The sequence below is a fragment of the Aeromonas sp. Y293-4 genome (assembly GCF_027705905.1).
GTDB classification, from domain to species: Bacteria; Pseudomonadota; Gammaproteobacteria; order Enterobacterales; family Aeromonadaceae; genus Aeromonas; species Aeromonas veronii.
Genome location: NZ_JAPDCI010000003.1, coordinates 208,732 through 230,350, shown reverse-complemented (window position 1 = coordinate 230,350; position 21,619 = coordinate 208,732). Strand labels below are relative to the sequence as shown.

The following is a 21,619-nucleotide window of genomic DNA, read 5'->3' as shown; positions in this document are numbered from 1 at the left end:
CTTGGATAATATCTGGCAGGTCAGGAGAGAGACGACAAAGAGTGGCCGAACGGCGGCCCAAGCGAGCGGGAATATCGAAGGAGAGCAACGCACCGAACGGTGCTGGATGAAACTGGTGGTTAACCTCAGGTTGTGACGCCAAAGGCTACCACAAGGATTTACAAATTATCAGTCTTGTTCTGAAGGGATTTTTGCCTACACTGTTGTAAACCGGAGGGCCTGAAAACCACCGGTTTTTTTGCGCCTGCCGAAAATTTGCCACTGCAAAAGTGACTTTCAACAAGGCTCAATAAGGAATTTGTAATGCGTATCGAAGAAGACTTGAAGCTCGGTTTCAAGGATGTCCTGTTCCGCCCCAAGCGCTCTACTCTCAAGAGCCGTTCCCAAGTAAGCCTGACCCGTCAGTTCACCTTCAAACACACTCAGACCCAATGGCAAGGCGTACCCGTTATCGCCGCCAACATGGATACCGTCGGCAGCTTCGCCATGGCGCGCACGCTGGCCGGTTTCGAGATGATGACCGCGGTACACAAGCACTACAGCCTTGAGCAGTGGCAAGCTTTCGTCAACGAGACCGATCCGGCGCTGCTGGGCCATGTGATGGTCTCCACCGGCACCTCGGCTGAAGATTTCGCCAAGACCCGCCAAATCCTCGCCATGTCCGAAGCGCTGCGTTTCATCTGTGTCGACGTGGCCAACGGCTACTCCGAACACTTCGTCGAGTTCGTGCGCAAAATTCGTGAAGCCTGCCCCAACCATGTCATTCTGGCAGGCAACGTGGTGACCGGCGAGATGGTCGAAGAGCTGATCCTCTCCGGCGCCGACATCGTCAAGGTTGGCATCGGCCCGGGCTCGGTCTGTACCACTCGCGTCAAGACTGGCGTCGGCTACCCGCAACTCTCCGCCATCATCGAGTGTGCCGATGCGGCACACGGTCTCGGCGGCCAGATCGTCGGTGACGGCGGTTGCACCTGCCCGGGCGACGTCGCCAAAGCGTTCGGCGGCGGCGCCGACTTCGTGATGCTGGGCGGCATGCTGGCAGCCCACGAGGAGTGCGGTGGCGAGATCGTCGATGTAGACGGTGAGCCTTTCATGAAGTTCTACGGCATGAGCTCCTCCAGCGCCATGGACAAGCACGCCGGCGGCGTCGCCGAGTACCGTGCCTCCGAGGGTAAAACCGTACTGCTGCCCTACCGCGGCCCGGTCGAGAACGCCGTGCGCGACATTCTGGGCGGCGTGCGCTCCACCTGTACCTACGTAGGCGCCAGCCAGCTGAAAGAGCTGACCAAACGCACCACCTTTATCCGGGTTCGCGAGCAAGAGAACAACGTCTACGGCAAGGAGTAACCTGCCACAGACCGCCGTCACACGCTGACGGTTAGAAGCCAGTCAACCGGTGTGCTACCCTGCGCACCGGTTTTTTTGCATCTGGGATCCCGAGCCATGACCACTCCCCTGCCCCCGTTTGACTGGGACATCTTCTGCTGCGTCGTCGACAACTTCGGCGACATCGGCGTCACCTGGCGACTCGCCCGCCAGCTAAAACGGGAGGGGAATATTGCGGCACCTAGCGATGAGGTTCAGGTGCGGCTCTGGGTGGACGATCTGGCCAGTTTTGCCCGCATCTGTCCGGGGCTCGACCCGGCGCAGGATGGCCAGTGGGTCGATGGCATCTATATCCAGCACTGGCATGAGACCCTGCCGAGCGACATGACCCCGGCCAGGGTGGTGATCGAGGCCTTTGCCTGCGAGCTGCCCGCCCCCTTCATAGAGCTGATGGCGAGCCAACCCAGCCCCCCATACTGGATCAATCTGGAGTACCTCTCGGCAGAGAGCTGGGTCGAGGATTGCCACGGCCTCGCCTCGCCCCAGCGGGTGGGCAACCAGAGCCTCAACAAATACTTCTTCTTCCCGGGCTTTACCGCTAAAACCGGCGGCCTTTTGTGCGAGCACGACCTCATCGCCGAGCGGGAACAGTGGCAGCAAGATGATGCGGGACTGGCAGCCTACTGGGCCAGCCTTGGTTTGCAGCCAAAACAAGAGAACGAGCTGCGGGTCAGCCTCTTTACCTACGAGAGCGATGCGCTGAAAAGTCTGGTCGAGAGCTGGTGCCAGAGCGCCACGCCCGTCACCCTGCTGCTGCCGCTGGGGCGCTCTCTCAACGATGTGCTCACCGGTGCCGGTCTGACTGATGCCATCCCTGCAGCCAAAGCGGGGGATCTGCTCCACTCGGGCAACCTCACTATCAAGCTGCTGCCGATGACCGATCAGGCCGGTTACGATCGACTGCTCTGGAGCTGCGATCTCAATCTGGTGCGTGGGGAGGACTCCTTCGTGCGGGCCCAGTGGGCCGCTCGTCCTTTCCTCTGGCATATCTACCAACAGGAGGAGGAAGCCCATCTGGTCAAGCTGGAGCAGTTCCTTGACCACTACTTATCCGATCTACCCGCCGAGTGCTGCCAATGGCTGCGCCGCGTTAATCTGGCTCTCAACCGTGGCGAAGATTGCGGCGAACTTTGGGCCCAATGGCCCCGATATAGCGCCATTTGGCAGCAACATGGGCGAAGCTGGTCACAGAAGTTGCTCCGGGATGGGGATCTCGTCACACGGTTGGTGAAATTTTTAGAAAGCCGTATATAATCTGGCAGTTTTTATCCGTCCGTTTCACGAACAGGAATTTTTTACATGAAAACCGCACAGGAAATCCGCGCTGGTAACGTAGTCATGATCGGCACCGAGCCGATGGTGGTTCAGAAGGCTGAATTCAACAAATCCGGCCGTAACTCCGCCGTGGTCAAAATGAAGCTGAAGGGCCTGCTGAACGGCAGCGCTACCGAGACCGTCTTCAAGGCCGACGACAAGCTGGACGTTGTTCAGCTGGAACGTAAAGAGTGCACCTACTCCTACTTCTCCGATCCCCTGTATGTCTTTATGGACACCGAGTACAACCAGTACGACGTAGAGAAAGACAACCTGGGTGACGTGCTGAACTACCTGGTAGACGGCATGGAAGATCTGTGTGAAGTGACTTTCTACAACGAGAAAGCCATCTCCGTAGAACTGCCGACCACCATCGTGCGCGAAGTTGAGTACACCGAACCGGCAGCCCGTGGCGACACCTCCGGTAAAGTGACCAAGCCTGCCCGTCTGAAAGGCACTACCTACGAGCTGGCTGTTGCCGCTTTCGTAGAGATCGGTGACAAGATCGAAATCGATACCCGCACCGGTGAATTCAAGCGTCGCGTCAACTAATTGACCGCTTTGAATTGATTGCAAAAAAGCGAGCCAACGGCTCGCTTTTTTATTGCCTCCGGGTTGCCATCACACCGCCCGCCTTCAGAAAATCCCGCCGCCGCCGCTAACCCATATAACCGGGGGAGCACACTATGGCCAGATTATCCTTATCACTGCTGTTATTAACCTTGCTGGCTGGCCATGGGGCAGAGGCGAGCGAGGTTGCGCCCCCCGTTGCCGAGCCACGGCCCCTCGACCATTGGCAAGCCAGCGACTGGAAAGGGTTACCCGATGCCACCCAGATAGACAAGCAGACGGTGCTGTTCGCCAAACACGACAGTGAAAACTATCTGGGACTCGCCATTTTACTGCCCGACTGGCAGCGCAGCGGCCAGCTCTGGCAACTGACTCGCGCTCTCGGTCGGCTGGGCTTTGATACCCTGCTGCTGCTCCCCTCCCCCCAGCAGACCGAACTGGACCCAGCCGCCGAGAAAAAAGCGAAAAACAGCGATACATTTCGCAAACAGTTTGCCGAGCGGATCAGCAAGCTGGCGGATGCCAAGCTGCAGGAGGGGGGCTTCAAGCTGATCCTGGCGCAAGGCACAGGCGCCGCCTGGACCGCCAACCTTATCGCCAGCGAACAGTTGCCCGCCCCCGACGCGCTGGTGCTGCTCGATGGCTTCTTCCCCAATCAGCAGAGCAATCAGACCCTGGCCAAACAGGTGGCTCAGGCGGCCATCCCCACTCTAGACCTCTATCAGGAGGATGGCGGTCGCTGGCCCCTGCTGGCCGCCGAGGCCCGCAGAAGCGAGAGCCGGCGCAGCAACAAGCTCAACTATCGCCCCTACGCCCTGATGGAGCTGGAGGAGACCCCCACCCGCATTCAGGGCTGGCTCAACCATCTGGGCTGGCTCTAAACCAGCCGCCATCGTGGCGCAATAAAGCGCGCAAGCTCACATCTGCCGGATAAAGCCCTGCCATGACACAGCGGCAGGCTGGCCCTGACTGCATCCTCTTTGGCATCATGGCCTCTCGAACCTGAACAATGGCAGGAAGGCCCATGCAGCAGATTGTGTTTCTCGACAGCGATACCCTGGATGCGGGCATCACCCTGCATCACCCCGACTTCCCCCACCACTGGCAGAGTTATCCCTGCACGGCCCCGGAACAGGTGGTGGAGCGGCTCAAAGATGCCAGCATCGCTATCATCAACAAGGTACGGATCGGCGCCGCCGAACTGGCCCAGCTGCCAGAGCTCAAACTCATCGCCCTGGCCGCCACCGGCAGCGACAACGTGGATCTGGAAGCGTGCCGCGCCGCCAACGTCGGGGTGTGCAACATTCGCAACTACTCGGGCCCCTCGGTGCCGGAGCACGCCATGGCGCTGATGCTGGCCCTGTCGCGCAACCTCTTCTGCTGGCGCCAGTCGCTGCTGGAGGGGCGCTGGCAACAGAGCGGCCAGTTCTGCTTCTTCGACCACAACATCATGGATCTGCACGGCAAGCAGCTTGGCATCATCGGTAAGGGAACTCTGGGACAGGCGCTTGGCGAGCGGGCCAAAGGGATGGGGATGACAGTGCGTTACGCCCAGAGCCAGATCGGCGCCAGTCACGACGAGGACCGCTTGCCCCTCGACGAGTTGCTGCAAAGTTCGGATGTGATCAGCCTGCACTGCCCGCTCACCCCCTACACCCGCAACCTGATTGGCGAGCGGGAGCTGGATCTGATGAAACCGGGCGCCCTGCTGATCAACGTCGGCCGCGGTGGGCTGGTGGATGAGGAGGCGCTGCTGCAAGCGCTGGCCAATGGCCGCCTCGGTGGTGCCGGTTTCGATGTGGCGAGCGTCGAACCGCCGCCTCCAGACCACCCCTTGATGAAGGCGCTGCAATACCCTCACTTCATTCTGACCCCCCATGTGGCCTGGGCCAGCGAAGAGTCGATGCAGCGGCTAGCCGATCAGCTGATCGACAACATCAACGCCTTTGCCGCCGGTCGCCGCCAGCACCGGCTGGTGTAACCGCACGAGCGAGTAACCGCAAAATCGAGTGACCACACCATGCAAAACGGGACCAACAGGCCCCGTTTTTCATCTTCCGCACTCACTGCGCACACATCAATCGTCGTCGTGCCATCTGTGCTTTTTATGCTTTTTGTACTTCTTGTGGTGCTTGTGATGGTGATGATCGTCGTCATCATCGTAATAGCGATCCTGGCTCTTATGACCATCGCCGGTCTTGGCACCGATGGCCGAACCGCTCGCCCCGCCGACCCCGGCGCCGATCAGCTGACCGGTATCACCACCGACACTCTTGCCGATGGCGGCACCGCCCAGCGCCCCCACAGCGCCGCCAAGGGCCGCTTCATTCTTGTTGCCCTTGTTGGCCGTCGCAGCCCCACCGGCAGCACCGCCCAACGCAGCCCCCACCAGCGCACCGGTATCACCCCCCAGCTCCTTGCCGATCATGGTGCCCGCCACCCCGCCTGCACCGCCACCCAAAATGGTATTGAGGGTCTCGGAGGCGTGCACGGTCGTGCTGCCAGCCAGCAAGGCGCCCAGCAGTGCCAGTGCGCGAAGAGCACGTGAATTCATCTCCATGGGTACTCCTGTCAAACCTGATTAATATTCAGCGGCACTATACAAAGCGCCACGGGGTTCGCCAGCCAGCAGAAATGAGGGATGCGACAGTCAATGGCCGCACGGCCACCGCCCAAAATGGAAGAGTAAGATCAAGCAATTGAATTTAAAGATTAAAATCACCAAAAAGCCAAACTATTACGGCTGGGCGCCCCACAATCTGGTTGTCGTGTCCCGGCACAGACCCGCCGCGCTGGGACAAAAGCTGTCAGTCAGCAACCTCATCCGCCAGATGCCAGCAGTCCCGGCCAGCCTCCTTGCTACGATAAAGGGCTGCATCAGCACGCTCGAAGATGGGGTCGGCAACGGGTGAATGGCAGGCGCCGCCGATACTCAAGGTGACCTGTCCCTTGTGCTCACGCCACTGTTGATGTCGCACCACGTCCAGCAGACAATTGAGCTTCTCCGCCAGCTCATCCTGTGGCTGTTGCAGCAGAGCGGCAAACTCATCGCCACCAATCCGGTAAACCGTGCTCACCCCCAGCACATCAGCAAGACAGTTGGCCACCCGACACAGCACCTGATCGCCGAAGGCATGACCCCGACTGTCATTGAGTCCTTTGAAGTGATCAATATCAAACAGCAGCAGCCAGAAGCGCTCCCCCCTCAGCTCCAGCGCGCTCTTGTGCTGCTCGAAGGCTCGCCGGTTCATGATACCGGTCAGAGGGTCCCGCAACAGCGCATCCTGCCCCTTGAGGAAGCTGGCCCTGACCTGATCGATCTCGTTCAGGCTGCGTCGCACAAACCAGGTATTGGCCTTGGTGATAGGGGGAGAACTCTCCAGATTGCGCACGATACCGGTCAGTGAACCCGACACCAGCGCCTGCTCCTGGCGGAAGATCCGCACCAGCAGACTCAGCGTGCAACACCAGATGGCAAACAGGGAGATCAATGGCAAAACCACCATCTGCAGCGCCTCATAGAGGCTGTTGCGAAACAGCACGGGCGGCAGATAGATATTGAGATCCCAGCCAATATCCGCCAGCTCGCGCTTAAGGAAAGTGCCATGACACAACACATCCAGACCGAGCCACTGCTGGCCCTGATGTTGCTCGATGGGATGATCTGCCAGCAGATCCATATTGCTGCCCACCACCAGCTGGCCGCTGTCGCGCAAGGTAAGATAGAGTGCGGCCTGATTGCCACCAACCGTCCGCTGTAGCGCCTGCTGCAGCGAGTCGAATGACATGTCGACCATCAGCAGCCCCAGCAGTTGCCCCTGATCGTCCCGCACTCGTTTAATCAGGCTGAGTATCAGTTCATTGGTATTGTATTCAGGGTAGGGGCCAAACCAGACGCGCTCGTCGCCCGGCATAGTGGTCACCTGATACCAGGGTCGCAGCGCCGCCTGATAACCGGGGGGCGGTAGCCAGTCCGGGTAGCTGTCGATACGATCCGCGTTCAAGTTGTAAAAGTAGATGTAGTGGTTGCCTGGTTTGATCTTGTGCGCAATGGCCCAGATGGGGGAATCGGCCAGCCCGCCGCGAGCGATCTTCTCCTTGTCGAGCGAGGCCTCCAGCACTGCCAGTTGCCGCTCATTGACCTTCACCATCTCGTGGATCAGGGACGCTTCAACGGAGGAGGCCATGTGGCCGAAGCCGGATACCGTCATGTCGATATCCCTCAGATAGCTGGCAATAGCCATGATGATCGTCACTATCAGGATCATCAAACCAATCAATGCCGAGAGGGGGACCAACACATAGTAGCGTTTATTGAGATACGAACGGCTCACATCACATCCGAACCAAGAAAACATACGGGGATTGTAGGAGAGAAAGGAGAGTGAATCATTGATTAATATCACTTTCGCGCCCCTTAAATGACATTTCCAACATTAACGAAACGTCAGGGTTCGCAAACGAATATCAACTGACAGGAAAAACGCTAGTTACCCCGGGTTAACCCCGCTCTGCATCGCGGGTGTTATAGTCTATACCTGATTCGGCAGGCGCTGGACAAACCGTCCATCACCGGCTGCAACGCCAAGCAGAACAAGGAGATGTTATGAGCAGTCCGTTTATCGAACAGATCAAAGCACGTCGTACCATCTATGCCCTGGGCGACCAGGTGTCCCACACGCCGGAGCGGCTGACGGCCCTGATCCAGGATGCCATCAGACACAGCCCCTCCTCCTTCAACTCCCAGAGCTCCCGTGCCGTCATCCTGTTTGGCGCCCAGCACCACAAGCTGTGGGATATCGTCAAAGCCGAGCTGAAAAAGATTGTGCCGCCGGAGGCCTACGCCCAGAGTGAGGCCAAGGTAGATGGCAGCTTTCGCGCAGGCTTCGGTACCGTGCTGTTCTTCGAAGACACCGACGTCATCAAGGATCTGCAGCAAAAATTCGCCCTCTATGCCGACAACTTCCCCATCTGGTCGGAACATGCCACCGGCATCGCCCAGTTTGCGGTCTGGACGACGCTGGCGCAGGAGAAAGTCGGCGCCTCCCTGCAGCACTACAACCCGCTGATCGACGAGGCGGTACGCAAGGAGTGGAACCTGCCCGCCAGCTGGCTGTTGCGCGCCCAGATGCCCTTTGGCAGCATCAAGCAACCAGCCGGCGATAAGACCTTTATCGACGACGCTACCCGTTTCCGCGTTTTCAAATAACCGTTGAGATAGCAAAACGCCCCCGCATCTCGGGGGCGTTTTTATTGCGGCATGCAGTGTTGATGGCGATGGTTCATACCGCAATCTGCGGTCGTAATACGCTCTACCGCTCAGGCGGGCAGCGTCACCAGCAGGGACTCACCTTCCCCCGACTCCACCTTCACCTCGCACCAGTCGCGGATCACCGCCACCACCGCCGGATTGAGCGGCGCATCCCCCCCCACCTGCACCACTGTGCAACCTGCACGCAGGGCGCTCTCGATACCGGCTGGTGCATCCTCGAACACCAAGCAACGAGCGGGCGAGACGCCAAGCCGTTCAGCCCCCAGCAGATAGGGCTCGGGATCGGGTTTGCCATTGACCACCTCTTCGGCCCCCATCAGTACGTGGGGCAGCGGCAAACCGGCACAACTCAGGCGATGGCGGGCAACCCGCGCACTGGCGGAGGTCACGATGGCCCAAAGCTCTGACGGCAAACAGTGCAGCAACTCGCCAGCCCCAGCGATGGCGTCTCCGCCGGTATGCAGCATCTCCAGCTCGTCGAGCCGCGCCGCTTCCAGCTCCACATCCAGCTGCGGGGCCAACGCCCGGATCACCTCACGTGAGCGCATACCGTGGCACATCGCCAACACCGGCTCGGGGGCCAGCTGATGATGCTGACACCAGAGCCGCCACACCTTCTCCACATCGCCGGTAGAGCAGACCAGGGTGCCATCCATATCGAGCAGCAGGGCGGATACTGACAGGGTGATCGTGTTCATGCCAGCACTCATACAGGCACCCCGGCCAGCTCGGGCAGAGAGCCAGAGAACGCATCGGCAAAGGCCTGCTGCTGGGCGGCACGCTCATAACAAGCGAGCGCCTGCTCGGCACTGCCAACCCACACCTGCAAGGGGCCGACCACAAAACCCTGTTGCAGCAGGCTGACGAGCAGCTCCCCAGTCTCCGGGGCCGCCAACGGCTGGGCCAGCACCAGCTTGCCCTTGATCAAAAAGAGATAACGTTGGGTCGACATGATATGACTCCTTGTTCCAGACCGAAGGGGGCTCGGCTCCCCTTTCAGCGCCATTAGAACAGGGCGTTTAGATAATTTATAATGAGTAAATGGCCACTTTCGATAATCAAACGGAATGAAATTCGACCTCAAACAACTGCAGGCGTTTGTGACGCTGGCCGACACCGCCAACTACCGGGAAGCGGCCAGCCGCCTCTTTATCACCCAGCCGGCCCTCACCAAGCAGATCCAGAGGCTGGAGCAGACGCTGGGCTGCACCCTGTTCAAACGGGGCCGCCACGGCGCCGAGCTGACGGCGCTCGGCGCCCAGCTGCTCACTCAGGCAAGCGCACTGGTCAAACACGGCAGGGAGTTTGAACGTCACGCGCTGGCGGTGGCGAGTGGCGTGGCCGGTCGGCTCAAGATTGGGTTTGGCCTGTCGAGTTTCGCGCTGGCCCCTGCGCTGGTGGCCCGCTTCAAGCAGCAGGTCACGGACGTGATGGTCCATCTACAGGATATGCCCTCAGCCATCCAGCAGGAGCAGTTGCTCTCCGGCCAGTTGCAGCTGGGCTTTATGCGCAGACCGCAGGTACAGCAGTTGCAGGAACACAGACTGCTGATCGACCGGCTGGTGCTGGCGGTGCCGACACGGATGACCGAGCCAGACCCGGCCGCATTCGACGTCCAGCAGGCACTGACCAGTCAACCCCTGTTGCAGATGGTGGGCCACCGCTGCCCTGGGCTCAGCCAGCAGATCGCCGGTTTTCTCGGCGCCAATCGGCTGACCGGCATGGTCCAGGAGGCCGAGGATATCCAGACGCTGGTGGCATTGGTCGCGGCGGGCATAGGCAACGCCATCCTGCCGCGCAGCGTCAGCTTTATCGCAGGGCCCGATGTCACCCTCTATCCCCTCTCTGGTCCCAGCTCCGAGTGGGAGGTCAGCATGGTATGGAATCCGGACTTTGCCGACCCCATCCGGGATCACTTCGTCAGGCAGGTGATCGCCAGCCATCCCCTGCCGGTGTCAGCCACGCCCGAGCGCTGAAACCAACCCTTGCTGGTAGCTAACATCGTGCCACGTCAAAACAGTGCGCCCCCATCAAGGGGGCGCATGCAGGACAAAAGCGGCAATGCGGCTCAACAGCTGGCGCAGTGACTACGGTTTTTACCCGCCCCCTTGGCGCAATAAAGCGCCGCATCGGCCGCGGCCAGCAACGCCCCTTCCCCCTCCAGCAGTTGCTCTGCCGTGTAGGTGGCAATGCCAATGCTGGCGCTAAGCTGAATATTATTTGCCACCACGATGTCGAGATCGTTGATGGCCTGGCGGATCTCCTCTCCAATCCGCTGGGCCGCATCTCGATCGGTATTGCCAAGGATCAGGGCAAACTCGTCACCACCAAAACGGCAGGGCAGATCCGCCGGACGCTGGCAGAAGGACTGCAGAAGATGGCCCACCAGCTGGAGGGAGCCATCCCCCATCTGATGACCAAGATGGTCATTGCACGCCTTGAAGTTATCCAGATCCAGCATGATGAGGGAGAGCGGGGTATGTTCACGCATGCTGCGCCGCCACTCGTTATGCAAAAAGCTGTTGAACAGCCGCCGATTGGCCAGTCCGGTCAAGGGATCATGTTGGGAGAGGCTGGCAACTTCCAGCTCCAGCAGCTTGCGCTCGGTGATATTGATATGGGCGATGGAAAAATACTCGGCGTCAAGCCCGGGTACCGGCGCGACTCGCATCATAAACCAGCGCTGGGTGTCGGGGCTGTGGCAGGGGTATTCCAGATAGAACTTCTCCTGCTGATGACGGATAACCCGAAGGATCCCCTCCACGGCAGCCAATCCAGAGGGCTCGGATTCAGCGTCACAAGCCCCCATGTAATTGACCCCAATCCAGTTATATCCCTTGGGCATACCGTTTTGCTCGGCAAACAGATCCCAGGCGAGATTGGTGTAATGGATCACGCCATCCCGATCTATCACCGATATCTGGTCTTCCAGCGAATCCAGCAGCGCAGCCAGATGATGGGCTCGCTCGGCGAAGTGACTCTGCCGCGTCTGTATATCATCCGCCATGGTGGCCATCCTGTGGCAAAAGTGGCATACCGCCAACTATTAACAATTAAGTCAGCAGATAGAGTAAAGCACCCCATTCCCACTTAGCCAACTGAGACCAAATTTCACCATCGAACACTATCCGGCAAGGTTTCAGGCCAGTTTCCCTGTTCCGGATAACAAGAGCGCATCATAAGCATATGTATCTGATAAGTCACATTTAATGACCACACCACTGATTTTCACAGGGGATGCCATCTCCTTCCCCATCCATCTTGGTACTAGGGCAGTTTTGTAAAAACCAGGTTGCCTCCTCGCAGGAGGTCATCTGGGAGCAATGCTGCCGACCATCACACTGACGAATAAAGGTCGGTGTCTGTGGCGTGCTGACCGAGGTGCTGATCTCCTCCTGATTGAAAGATGAGACCGGCAATGGCGCCATCGACTCGGCCGAGAAACGGGAATAGATGGAAAAGAGGCCGACGAGCACCAGCAGGGGGATCAGTTTGCCACTCCAGCTGCTCTTGCGACGTCGATAGGGGTTGCTTCTCTCTCTGGTCGAGGTGGGGCGTGGCGGCTGACTTGCCGCCCGAAACGATGGCGCCGCTGATGGTGCGGCTGACCTTGTGGCTGATATTGCGGCCGACGGCACGGCATCCGCCAACGTGAGCGGGCGATCGGGGAAAAAGACCTGTAACGCCCTTGGTTTGCCATCCTGGCCACTGCCGATCAGATAGGTGACACGCTCCCCCGGCTCTGGCACCCGGCCATCTGATTGCAGCGCCGTAACATGCACAAATAGCCCTGCACTGCGTGACCCATTGGTTGCCTGCTCGGCGCCATTTTGCTCCGGCGTAATAAATCCAAAGCCGCGCGCCTCGTTCCAGCTCGCGATCCGTCCCTGATAACGCATCTGTCCATCCTTGTTGTTATCCATGTGAGCACTATCTTGCCCGACAATCATGTTGCCCAAAAGCGCAGCTGCCCGACAGGAGGCCACAGAGTCAATCTCAAAACGGTGCTCGAGCGCAGCCTGCGTTAAGGATCAAGCCAGCCGGGACACCTTGATGATCTCGGCGATGCGACCCAGCATCCGCAGCGAGGTGTGATGCTCGGTGGCATCTGCGGCGGCGCAGGCATCCTCCAGAATGGTGATGGCGTAGTCGCGATCGTGACCATCCCGCGCTGCCGCCTGAATGGCCCAGCTAGTGCTCACCCCGCACAGATAGAGGTGGTCGATGTGGTTGGCCCGCAGCGCAGGCTCCAGCGCCGTGCCATAGAAGGGGCTCACTCTGGGCTTGGTCAGCACCAGATCGCCGGGCTGCACATCCAGATCCGGATGAAAGTCGGTGCCGCTGTCAGCCAAGGAGAGCGCCCCCAACTGGTGAGCGCGACCAAACATGGGAGACCCCTTGGGCTGCAGCTGATAGCCGCCGTCAAAGCCCACCTTGATCAGCACCACCAGCCAGCCGTGGGCGCGGGCATGGGCCAGCGCCTGATTGGCATGCGCAATGGCATCCTGCTCCAGCACATGGGCTGCGGAGGCGGCAATGCGCCCGTCGGGATGGGCAATATCGTTGATAAAATCGATCACCAGCAGTGCCTTGTTCATCACCTTTGCTCCTTCGCGAATTCAGCCCGTGTTACCTGGTTTCTACCTGTCAAACCAGCCCCAGTGCATAGCGCAGCGCCATCTCCTTGAGCGGGCCCGCCTTGTCCGCCAGATTGAGAGCCAGATTGCGGGCCAGCTTGAGGGGGCCAATCTCGTTGCTGAACACCCCGTAGAAGAGATCCATTCCCGACTGCATCAGCAGGTTATCGGGGCGACGGCGTCGCTCGTAACGCTCGGCCAACGCCAGCTGATGCCAGTCGGCGCCAGCTCCTTGCAGCAGATCAGCCCAGCAGGCCACATCCTTGAAGCCGAGGTTGACCCCCTGCCCCGCCAGCGGGTTGATGGTGTGGGCAGCATCGCCAAGCAGCACCACCCGACCGGCGTGATAGTCGTTGGCGTGGCGGCGCACCAGCGGGAAGCTCCCCTTGCCGGTGACGGTAAATCCGCCGAGCCGGCTTGGGAAGTGGCGGCGCACTTCGGCGGCAAGCCCTTCGTTGCTCATGGCCGCCAGCGCGCGGATACGGGCCGGGTTGTCATACCACACCAGGGAGCCGTGCTGGCCGGGCAGCGGCAGGAAGGCGCGCGGGCCGCTCGGGGTGAACTGCTGCCAGGTGATATCTTCCTGCGCAAAGTCGGTGTCGATATTGATCAGCATGCAGTGCTGGCGGTACTCGAAGCGCGATACGCCGATACCTGCCAGCTTGCGGGTGTGGGATTCGGCACCGTCGCAGGCCAGCACCCAGCGGGCCGCCAGCTCGGTGCCGTCGTCCAGAGTCAGCACAGCTTCATCCGCACTCTGGCGCAGGCTGGTCACCGCCGCCGGGGTGTGGGTCTGGATGGTGGGAAAATCCTCCATCCGTTTGAGCAGGGCGAGCTGCACCAACCGGTTTTCGATGATGTAGCCGAGCTGGGGCAGACCGAGATCGGCGGAATTGAAGCGGGTGGCAAAACCGTCCAGCTCCCAGGTCTCCAGCCGGCGGTAGGGGCAGAGCCGCATCTGCTGCAGATGGTGCCAGGCACCGGCCTGCTCCAGCAGCGCCACCGAGGCCTGACTGATGGCGGAGACCCGCAGATCCAGCGGCTGCTCCGGCGCGTAATGCTCCGGCAGTTGGGTCTCGATGACCCGCACCGAGAGACCCTGAGCCGCCAGCAGACAGGCGGTGGCGGCGCCCACCATGCCGGCGCCGACGATGGCGATATCACACTGTTCCATACATTTATTCCTGAAAGGGTGCGTCCGGCGACAGCGCCCGGACGTGAACCGGATGGCTGCATGATAGCGCAAGGGCGGCTGATAAACAGTGAGACAAACGGGGAATTGCTGCGTCAAATCAAGGAGAAAGCTTATTGAGCTTGCAGGCAACAGGTATCGGGTGAGCACCATTGCCAGCTGGATATTAGCTAGGCAGTATCCAGATTGCGGAGTAAAATGCGCGGTCCTTTGACCATGCCGATTTCAAAACAAGTCAAGAGAAGCAATGAGCAAGAAACTTCACATTAAAACCTGGGGTTGCCAGATGAACGAGTATGACTCGTCCAAAATGGCCGACCTGTTGGATGCCAGCAATGGCTACACCCTTACCGAAGAGCCCGAAGAGGCAGATGTCTTGCTGCTCAATACCTGCTCCATCCGCGAAAAGGCGCAGGAGAAGGTGTTCCACCAGCTGGGACGCTGGAAAAAGCTCAAGGCCAACAAGCCCGGTCTGGTGATCGGCGTGGGTGGCTGCGTTGCCTCTCAGGAGGGCGATGCGATTCGCCAACGCGCTCCCTATGTGGATATCGTGTTCGGCCCGCAGACCCTGCATCGCCTGCCCGCCATGATCAAGGAAGTGCAAGAGGGCCGTGGTGCTCAGGTTGATATCGCCTTCCCCGAGATCGAAAAATTCGACAGCCTGCCCGAACCGCGCGCCGAAGGGGCTACCGCGTTCGTCTCCATCATGGAAGGCTGCTCCAAATACTGTACTTACTGCGTGGTGCCCTACACCCGCGGTGAAGAGGTGAGCCGACCGCTGGACGACGTGCTCTACGAAATCGCCCAGCTCGCCCAGCAGGGCGTGCGCGAAGTGAACCTGCTAGGCCAGAACGTCAACGCCTACCGCGGCCCGACCTTTGATGGAGGCATCTGCACCTTCGCCGAGCTGCTGCGTCTGGTGGCCGCTATCGACGGTATCGATCGCATTCGCTACACCACCAGCCACCCGATCGAGTTCACCGACGACATCATCGAAGTCTACAAAGACACCCCGGAAGTGGTCAGCTTCCTGCACCTGCCGGTGCAGAGCGGCTCCGACCGTATTCTGACCATGATGAAGCGCCCGCACACCATCCTGGAGTACAAATCCAAGATCCGTCGCCTGCGTGCCGCCCGTCCCGACATCACCATCAGCTCCGACTTCATCGTTGGCTTCCCGAATGAGACGGACGAAGACTTTGAAGCGACCATGAAGCTGATCGAGGATGTGGGTTTCGATATGAGCTTCAGCTTCATCTTCAGCCCGCGCCCGGGCACCCCGGCCGCCGACATGCCCGACGATGTCGACATGGAAGTGAAGAAAGCCCGTCTGGCCCGCCTGCAGCACGTCATCAACAACCAGGCGATGCAGATTGGCCGTGCCATGCTGGGCACCACCCAGCGCATCCTGGTGGAAGGGCCCTCCAAGCTCGACCCGATGCAGCTGTGTGGCCGCACCGAGAACAACCGGGTGGTCAACTTCGAAGGCCAGCACACCCTGATCGGCGGCTTTGCCGACGTGGAGATCACCGAGGTACGTCCCAACTCCCTGCGCGGCAAGTTCATCCGCGGCGAGAGCGAGATGAACCTGCGGATCGCCACCGCCCCGAGCGAAATCCTGGCCCGTCGCCCGGATAACGTGCCGGACGAGCTGGGCGTGGCCGCCTTCACACCCCATTAATCCCCTCCTCCCCATTCGCCCGGCGGATGGGGAGCGCCTTGAGACGAGGATATTTTGAGCCGACACATCTCGACCCTGAATCTGCATCTGGAGCCCGCCGACAACCAGCGCCTTGCCAGCCTGTGCGGCCCCTTCGATGACAACATCAAGCAGCTGGAGCGCCGCCTCGGCGTCGAGATCAGCTACCGTGACAGCCACTTCCAGTTGGTGGGCAAACCGGCCCAGCTGGATGCCGCCGCCGTCATCCTCAAGCACCTCTATGTGGAAACCCAGCCCCTCAAGGGTGGCAAGGTGACCGATATCACTCCCGACATGGTCCATCTGGCCATTCAGGAGTCGCGGGTGCTGGAGCAGGATGACGAACCGGCGCCGAGCATCCCCTATGGCAAGGAGGTGACGGTCAAGACCAAGCGCGGTCTCATCAAGCCACGCAGCCCAAATCAGGCCCAGTACATTGCCAATATCGTGCGCCACGATATCTGCTTCGGCATAGGCCCGGCCGGTACCGGCAAGACCTATCTGGCGGTCGCAGCGGCGGTGGATGCGCTGGAGCGTCAGGAGATCCGCCGCATTCTGCTGACCCGTCCGGCGGTGGAAGCAGGCGAGAAGCTCGGCTTCCTGCCCGGCGATCTCTCCCAGAAGGTGGATCCTTACCTGCGCCCGCTCTACGACGCCCTGTTCGAGATGCTGGGTTTTGAGCGGGTCGAGAAGCTGATGGAGCGCAACATCATCGAAGTGGCGCCGCTCGCCTATATGCGCGGAAGAACCCTCAATGACGCCTTTATCATTCTCGATGAGGCCCAGAACACCACCACCGAGCAGATGAAGATGTTCCTGACCCGCATCGGTTTCAACTCCAAGGCGGTGGTCACCGGTGATATCACCCAGGTAGACCTGCCGCGCAACGCCAAATCCGGCCTGCGCCATGCTCTGGAAGTGCTGCAAGGGGTCGATGGTCTGTCGTTCAACTTCTTCGAGTCCAAAGACGTGGTGCGCCACCCGGTGGTGGCCCGTATCGTACAGGCCTATGAGGCGTTCGACGCCAAACAGGCCGCCGAGAAGGTGGCCGGCCAAACAAACTCCAGCAAAGAGAGTGAGCAATGAGCGTAACCCTGGATCTGCAGCTGGCCAGTGCCAGCACTGACGGCCTGCCCACCGAAGCCCAGTTGCAAGGCTGGCTCGACGGCACCATTCTCGGCTTCCAGCAGGAGGCAGAAGTGACGGTGCGCATCGTCGATGAGGCGGAGAGCAACGAACTCAACCTCACCTATCGCGGCAAGGACAAGCCCACCAACGTGCTCTCCTTCCCGTTCGAGGCGCCACCCGGTCTGGAGCTGCCGCTGCTCGGCGATCTGGTGATCTGCCGTCAGGTGGTAGAGCGCGAGGCCGAGGAGCAGGGCAAGCCCCTCATGGCACACTGGGCCCACATGGTTGTGCACGGCAGTCTGCATCTGCTAGGTTATGACCATATCGAGGATGAGGAAGCCGAAGAGATGGAAGCGCTTGAGCGCGACATCATGCAGGAGCTAGGTTTTGCCGATCCTTATCTGAACGACGAAGAGTAAAACGCCGGACGGTCATCGACTTGAAACAGCAGATGACCATCCTTATATAACCCGAACTATTTCAAGTGTGTTCATACGAGTAACCAAGAGAGAAAATGACCGACGATCACCCTAGTACCGGCTCGCCGAAGAAAACCTGGCTCGACAAACTCAGCCAACTCTTCCAGGGCGAGCCAAAAGACCGCAATGATTTGGTAGACGTGATAGCCGATGCCGAAGAGCGCGACCTCATCGATCAGGACACCAAGGACATGATCGAGGGGGTGCTGGAGATCGCCGATCTTCGCGTGCGCGATATCATGATCCCCCGCTCCCAGATGGTGACCATCGAGAAGTCCCAACCGGTGGATGCGATCCTGCCGGTGATCATCGAGTCCGGCCACTCCCGCTTCCCGGTGATCAACGAGGACAAGGATCATGTGGAGGGCATTCTGCTCGCCAAGGATCTGCTCCCCTTCGGGTTTGGCGGCCATCACGCCAGCGAGCCGCTGCAGCTCGAGAAAATCTTGCGCCCCACGGTGATCGTGCCGGAAAGCAAACGGGTTGACCGTCTGCTCAAGGAGTTCCGTGAAGAGCGCTACCACATGGCCATTGTGGTCGACGAATTTGGTGGCGTCTCCGGTCTGGTGACCATCGAAGACATACTGGAACTGATCGTTGGCGAGATCGACGACGAGTTTGACGACATCGAGGATGAACCGGACGAAATCCGCCGCCTCAGCAAGCGGGTCTTCTCCATCAGTGCCCTGACCGAGATCGAGGATTTCAACGACTTCTTCGGCACCAAATTCAGCGATGAAGAGGTGGACACGGTGGGTGGTCTGGTAATGCACGCCTTCAGCCACCTGCCAAAGAAGGGCGAGGAGATCGAGCTGGACGGCTACCTGTTCAAGGTGATGCATGCCGACCGGCGTCGTCTGCAGCAGCTGCAGGTGAAGATCCCCGAACACCACGCGGCGGCGCAATCCGAGCCGCAATAAGCAGATCCGCTCGATGTGTGAAACAACGCCCCGACCTCGGGGCGTTGTGCTCTCTGCCACCGGCATCGAGGCTCGCCGTTGCCCCGCTTACAGGTTAAGATACCGGCCATTCGACCCCAGTTGCACACCAAGACGAGCACCATCGCCCGTGAGATTATCCCCTGTTACTTCCAAAATTCTGTTAAGCCTCAGTGCATTGGCCTCTGGTGCCATCGCAGTGCTGGCCTTCTCCCCCTTCGGCTACTGGCCGCTGGTGATCCCCTCCCTGCTTGGCCTCTACGCTCTGCTGGACAAAGCCACGCCGAAACAGGCTGCCTGGCGCGGTTTTGGCTACGCTATGGGACTCTTTTTGCCGGGCCTGTGGTGGATCCACGTAAGCATGACCGAGTTTGGCGGCATCCCGCTGCCGGTCGCCTTTGTGCTGCTGGCCGGGCTCTCCGCCTATCTGGCCCTCTACCCGATGCTCGCCAGCTGGGTCTTTGCCCGCTTCTTTGGCGGCCGTCACTGGAGCCGCTGGCTGCTCGCCTTCCCGGCCCTGTGGTTGGTCGCTGACTGGCTGCGCGGCTGGGTGATGACTGGCTTCCCCTGGCTCTGGTTTGGTTACAGCCAGATCGACGGCCCGCTCAAGGGCTTTGCCCCCATTCTCGGGGTGCAGGGCATCACCCTCGCCCTGTTGCTCTCTGCCTCCGCTATCTGGCTGGTGTGGAAGTCCCGCTCCCCGCTCTGGCTGGCGGTGCCTGCCCTGCTGGTGGCCGGTGCCCACGGTCTGATGCAGCTCAACTGGGTGACCCGTGGCGAGCCGGTCAAGGTGGCACTGGTGCAGGGCAATATCGCCCAGTCCCTCAAGTGGGATCCGGAGGCGCTGGCCCCCACGGTGCGCACCTATCAGGACTTGAGCCGCGAGAATCAGGATGCCGACATCATCATCTGGCCGGAATCGGCGATCCCGGCCATCGAGAAGGCGATGGGCCCCTATCTGGAGAATCTGGACAAGGCGATGAAGGTGAACGATACCGGCCTGCTGGCGGGGATCATTCACTACGACGAGCAGCAACAGCGCTTCTACAATACCGTGCTCGGCATGGGGGTGCAGGATGCGGATGGCAAGGAGTCCTACTTCTACAACCACTCCAACCGCTACAACAAGTACCACCTGCTGCCCATCGGCGAGTTCGTGCCTTTTGAAGATCTGCTACGCCCCATCGCCCCCTTCTTCAACCTGCCGATGTCCTCCTTCAGCCGGGGTGACGAAGTGCAGCCCAACCTGATCGCCAAGGGGCTCAAGTTTGCCGCCGCCATCTGCTACGAGATCATCTTCCCGGAGGAGGTGCGCCGCAACGTCAATGCCGATACCGACTTCCTGCTGACCGTCTCCAACGACGCCTGGTTCGGCACCAGCATCGGTCCGTGGCAGCATATGGAGATCGCCCGGATGCGCGCGCTGGAGCTGGCTCGTCCGCTGCTGCGGGACACCAACACCGGCATCACTATCGTTACCGAGATCGATGGCAGCATCATCGGCCAGATCCCGCAGTTTGAAGCGGGCGTGCTGCGCAGCGAAGTGCGTCCCGCCCACGGCGAGACCCCCTACATGCGCTTTGGCAGCTGGCCCCTCTACGGTCTGACCGTGCTGCTGCTGGGTCTGGCGCTGGCGCTGCGCCCCAAGGCTCACCCCTGGGCCCGCGAGCTGTAATGGCCATCCGCAATCCCTGATAAACCTCGAGGCGCCCGCAGGCGCCTCGTTTTTTTACGACAGCTAATCACTTATCTTTTTGCAGGCAGCAGATCACATAGCCGTAACTGCCAAGATATTGGCGGTGGATGGCCACTTCCCGGCTCAAGTCCTGCCAGGCGGCACTCTCCCCCAGCTCGTCACGATAGCGCACCAGATTGACCTCGATGGGATCCAGATAGTTGTTCCAGGCGCTCATCGGCAACGGAGTGTGTGACAGGCAGCGGTAGCCTGCCGCTTGTATCGTCTCAAGCAGGCCCGCCAGCGTCTGCATGGCGGGATAATCCTGCTGCCAGAATGCCAATGCCTCCTCGGGCGGGTTATCGGTCAGCCAGACCGCATCACTCAGCACGATGCAAGCCTGTGGGCTCGCGAGCAGCGGGCGCCACGCCTTCAGCGCATTGGCAACCCCCATCACGTAAGCGCTCCCCTCTGCCCAGATGAGGTCGGCCGGTGCCAAATCGTCCGGCAGTGCCGCCATGTTGGCGCAGAGGGTGGAGACATGCTCAAAGCCTGCTGCACGGGCGGAGTGCGCCACGGCGGCCAGCGCCTCCTCTTCCAGATCGATGGCTACGATAGTGGCATCGGTCACCTGCGCCAGCGCCATGGTCGAGGCCCCGCGCCCGCAGCTCATGTCGAGGATCCGGCGCGGCCGGATGGGCAAGGCGGCAAACTGCTGCTGGGTGAAGGCGCGATCCCCCGGCCCCCAGTAACTCATGCCATCCAGCAGCTGGATAAAGTCCTTGATGTAACGATCATGTTCATTCATGTCTTTGCTCAACCATTGCAAGTGGTAGCGATCTTTCTCGCTAAAACCCTGTTTCATCACCCACGCGAAGTAGGCCTCCGGTGCCTCGCGCTGCAGTTGCAGCTGCCAGGCCTTGAATTCCTCACCGGAGCGCGGACGCAACCCTGCCAGATCCGCCAACAGATCCCGGGCGCGCTGCATCCGCGCCAGCTCCTTATCGAGCTCCCTGACCCGGGCCTGCAATGCCGCCTGATCTATCTCGCCAGCCAGACAGGCGAGGCACTGCTTGAGGCTGAGACCACCTGCCTGCAGGGCCTGCACCATCTGCAGTCGCTGCAGATCCCCCTCGTCATAGTGGCGATAGCCGTTGGCGGCCCGGGTACCGGCAATCACCCCCAGCTTCTCGTAATAGAGCAGGGTGGAACGGGCGAGGCCGCAGCGGCGGGCCAGTTCGGATATTTTCATGGCAATCACTCATGGTGCGGGCCCTCAGATGACCCGATAGAGATGAGCTTAAACTGTGAAGCTATAGACAGGTCAAC

21 protein-coding genes are annotated in these 21,619 nt (G+C 60.3%); 12 read left to right on the top strand and 9 right to left on the bottom strand.

The annotated features are described in order from the left end of the window. Positions 1-303 precede the first annotated feature (303 nt). The 5 genes from OKC31_RS04995 (at position 304) to OKC31_RS04975 (ending at position 5,251) form a co-directional block, all read left to right on the top strand. Positions 304-1,347: a GMP reductase gene (locus tag OKC31_RS04995; RefSeq protein ID WP_005348017.1), complete on the top strand. Its 1,044-nt coding sequence runs from the start codon at positions 304-306 to the stop codon at positions 1,345-1,347. Between the two features lie 96 nt (positions 1,348-1,443). Next, positions 1,444-2,640, top strand: a complete 1,197-nt coding sequence (earP, locus tag OKC31_RS04990) for an elongation factor P maturation arginine rhamnosyltransferase EarP (protein WP_270656414.1) — start codon at positions 1,444-1,446, stop codon at positions 2,638-2,640. A gap of 45 nt (positions 2,641-2,685) precedes the next feature. Continuing rightward, the gene (efp, locus tag OKC31_RS04985) at positions 2,686-3,252 is read left to right on the top strand and encodes an elongation factor P (protein ID WP_005335100.1); all 567 of its coding nucleotides are present in this window, start codon (positions 2,686-2,688) and stop codon (positions 3,250-3,252) included. Positions 3,253-3,386: 134 nt separating this feature from the next. Further along, positions 3,387-4,151 carry a DUF3530 family protein gene (locus OKC31_RS04980; RefSeq protein ID WP_270656411.1) on the top strand — a complete coding sequence of 255 codons (765 nt, stop codon included), beginning with the start codon at positions 3,387-3,389 and terminating at the stop codon, positions 4,149-4,151. Between the two features lie 143 nt (positions 4,152-4,294). Beyond that, positions 4,295-5,251 (top strand): D-2-hydroxyacid dehydrogenase, encoded by a 957-nt coding sequence (locus OKC31_RS04975; RefSeq protein ID WP_270656410.1) that lies wholly within the window; start codon positions 4,295-4,297, stop codon positions 5,249-5,251. A 96-nt stretch (positions 5,252-5,347) separates the two neighbouring features. Here the strand turns inward: OKC31_RS04975 and OKC31_RS04970 are convergent, their stop codons facing one another. Both OKC31_RS04970 and OKC31_RS04965 read right to left on the bottom strand, forming a co-directional pair. After that, positions 5,348-5,830 carry a YMGG-like glycine zipper-containing protein gene (locus OKC31_RS04970; protein ID WP_005354064.1) on the bottom strand — a complete coding sequence of 161 codons (483 nt, stop codon included), beginning with the start codon at positions 5,828-5,830 and terminating at the stop codon, positions 5,348-5,350. A 247-nt stretch (positions 5,831-6,077) separates the two neighbouring features. Continuing rightward, positions 6,078-7,628, bottom strand: a complete 1,551-nt coding sequence (locus OKC31_RS04965) for a sensor domain-containing diguanylate cyclase (protein ID WP_270656409.1) — start codon at positions 7,626-7,628, stop codon at positions 6,078-6,080. A gap of 248 nt (positions 7,629-7,876) precedes the next feature. On the opposite strand from OKC31_RS04965, the gene OKC31_RS04960 reads away from it, so the two are divergent. Then, positions 7,877-8,479: a nitroreductase family protein gene (locus OKC31_RS04960; RefSeq protein ID WP_047438005.1), complete on the top strand. Its 603-nt coding sequence runs from the start codon at positions 7,877-7,879 to the stop codon at positions 8,477-8,479. A 110-nt stretch (positions 8,480-8,589) separates the two neighbouring features. Here the strand turns inward: OKC31_RS04960 and OKC31_RS04955 are convergent, their stop codons facing one another. Together OKC31_RS04955 and OKC31_RS04950 are read right to left on the bottom strand one after the other, a co-directional pair. Further along, positions 8,590-9,240: an HAD-IA family hydrolase gene (locus OKC31_RS04955; protein ID WP_270656408.1), complete on the bottom strand. Its 651-nt coding sequence runs from the start codon at positions 9,238-9,240 to the stop codon at positions 8,590-8,592. A gap of 8 nt (positions 9,241-9,248) precedes the next feature. Beyond that, positions 9,249-9,494, bottom strand: coding sequence for a hypothetical protein (locus OKC31_RS04950; protein WP_270656407.1), 246 nt, complete (start codon positions 9,492-9,494; stop codon positions 9,249-9,251). A 115-nt stretch (positions 9,495-9,609) separates the two neighbouring features. Here OKC31_RS04950 and OKC31_RS04945 point away from each other — a divergent pair, with 115 nt between their 5' ends. After that, complete coding sequence (locus tag OKC31_RS04945) at positions 9,610-10,518, top strand: LysR family transcriptional regulator (protein WP_270656406.1); 909 nt, start codon at positions 9,610-9,612, stop codon at positions 10,516-10,518. A 92-nt stretch (positions 10,519-10,610) separates the two neighbouring features. On the opposite strand, the gene OKC31_RS04940 is transcribed toward OKC31_RS04945, so the two are convergent. The 4 genes from OKC31_RS04940 to OKC31_RS04925 all read right to left on the bottom strand — a co-directional run bounded on the left by OKC31_RS04940 (position 10,611) and on the right by OKC31_RS04925 (position 14,353). Further along, positions 10,611-11,549, bottom strand: a complete 939-nt coding sequence (locus OKC31_RS04940; protein WP_005335125.1) for a sensor domain-containing diguanylate cyclase — start codon at positions 11,547-11,549, stop codon at positions 10,611-10,613. A 199-nt stretch (positions 11,550-11,748) separates the two neighbouring features. Next, a complete protein-coding gene (locus tag OKC31_RS04935) occupies positions 11,749-12,441 on the bottom strand; it encodes an excalibur calcium-binding domain-containing protein (protein ID WP_270656471.1) in 693 nt (230 codons plus the stop codon). 132 nt (positions 12,442-12,573) lie between these two features. After that, the gene (locus OKC31_RS04930) at positions 12,574-13,140 is read right to left on the bottom strand and encodes a cysteine hydrolase family protein (protein WP_101529542.1); all 567 of its coding nucleotides are present in this window, start codon (positions 13,138-13,140) and stop codon (positions 12,574-12,576) included. Positions 13,141-13,189: 49 nt separating this feature from the next. Next, positions 13,190-14,353: an FAD-dependent oxidoreductase gene (locus tag OKC31_RS04925; protein ID WP_270656404.1), complete on the bottom strand. Its 1,164-nt coding sequence runs from the start codon at positions 14,351-14,353 to the stop codon at positions 13,190-13,192. Between the two features lie 265 nt (positions 14,354-14,618). Here OKC31_RS04925 and miaB point away from each other — a divergent pair, with 265 nt between their 5' ends. From miaB to lnt, 5 genes are all read left to right on the top strand, one after another. Then, the gene (miaB, locus tag OKC31_RS04920) at positions 14,619-16,052 is read left to right on the top strand and encodes a tRNA (N6-isopentenyl adenosine(37)-C2)-methylthiotransferase MiaB (RefSeq protein WP_005335132.1); all 1,434 of its coding nucleotides are present in this window, start codon (positions 14,619-14,621) and stop codon (positions 16,050-16,052) included. A 54-nt stretch (positions 16,053-16,106) separates the two neighbouring features. Next, entirely contained in the window at positions 16,107-17,156 is a 1,050-nt protein-coding gene (locus OKC31_RS04915) for a PhoH family protein (RefSeq protein WP_128814851.1), read from the top strand. Continuing rightward, the gene (ybeY, locus tag OKC31_RS04910) at positions 17,153-17,617 is read left to right on the top strand and encodes an rRNA maturation RNase YbeY (protein ID WP_005354089.1); all 465 of its coding nucleotides are present in this window, start codon (positions 17,153-17,155) and stop codon (positions 17,615-17,617) included. Before OKC31_RS04915 ends, ybeY begins: the two co-directional genes overlap by 4 nt. A 95-nt stretch (positions 17,618-17,712) precedes the next feature. Further along, complete coding sequence (gene corC / locus OKC31_RS04905) at positions 17,713-18,597, top strand: CNNM family magnesium/cobalt transport protein CorC (RefSeq protein WP_005354092.1); 885 nt, start codon at positions 17,713-17,715, stop codon at positions 18,595-18,597. Positions 18,598-18,745: 148 nt separating this feature from the next. After that, positions 18,746-20,290: an apolipoprotein N-acyltransferase gene (gene lnt / locus OKC31_RS04900; protein WP_201932352.1), complete on the top strand. Its 1,545-nt coding sequence runs from the start codon at positions 18,746-18,748 to the stop codon at positions 20,288-20,290. Positions 20,291-20,357: 67 nt separating this feature from the next. On the opposite strand, the gene OKC31_RS04895 is transcribed toward lnt, so the two are convergent. Beyond that, positions 20,358-21,542 carry a MerR family transcriptional regulator gene (locus OKC31_RS04895; protein ID WP_270656402.1) on the bottom strand — a complete coding sequence of 395 codons (1,185 nt, stop codon included), beginning with the start codon at positions 21,540-21,542 and terminating at the stop codon, positions 20,358-20,360. Positions 21,543-21,619: the final 77 nt, after the last annotated feature.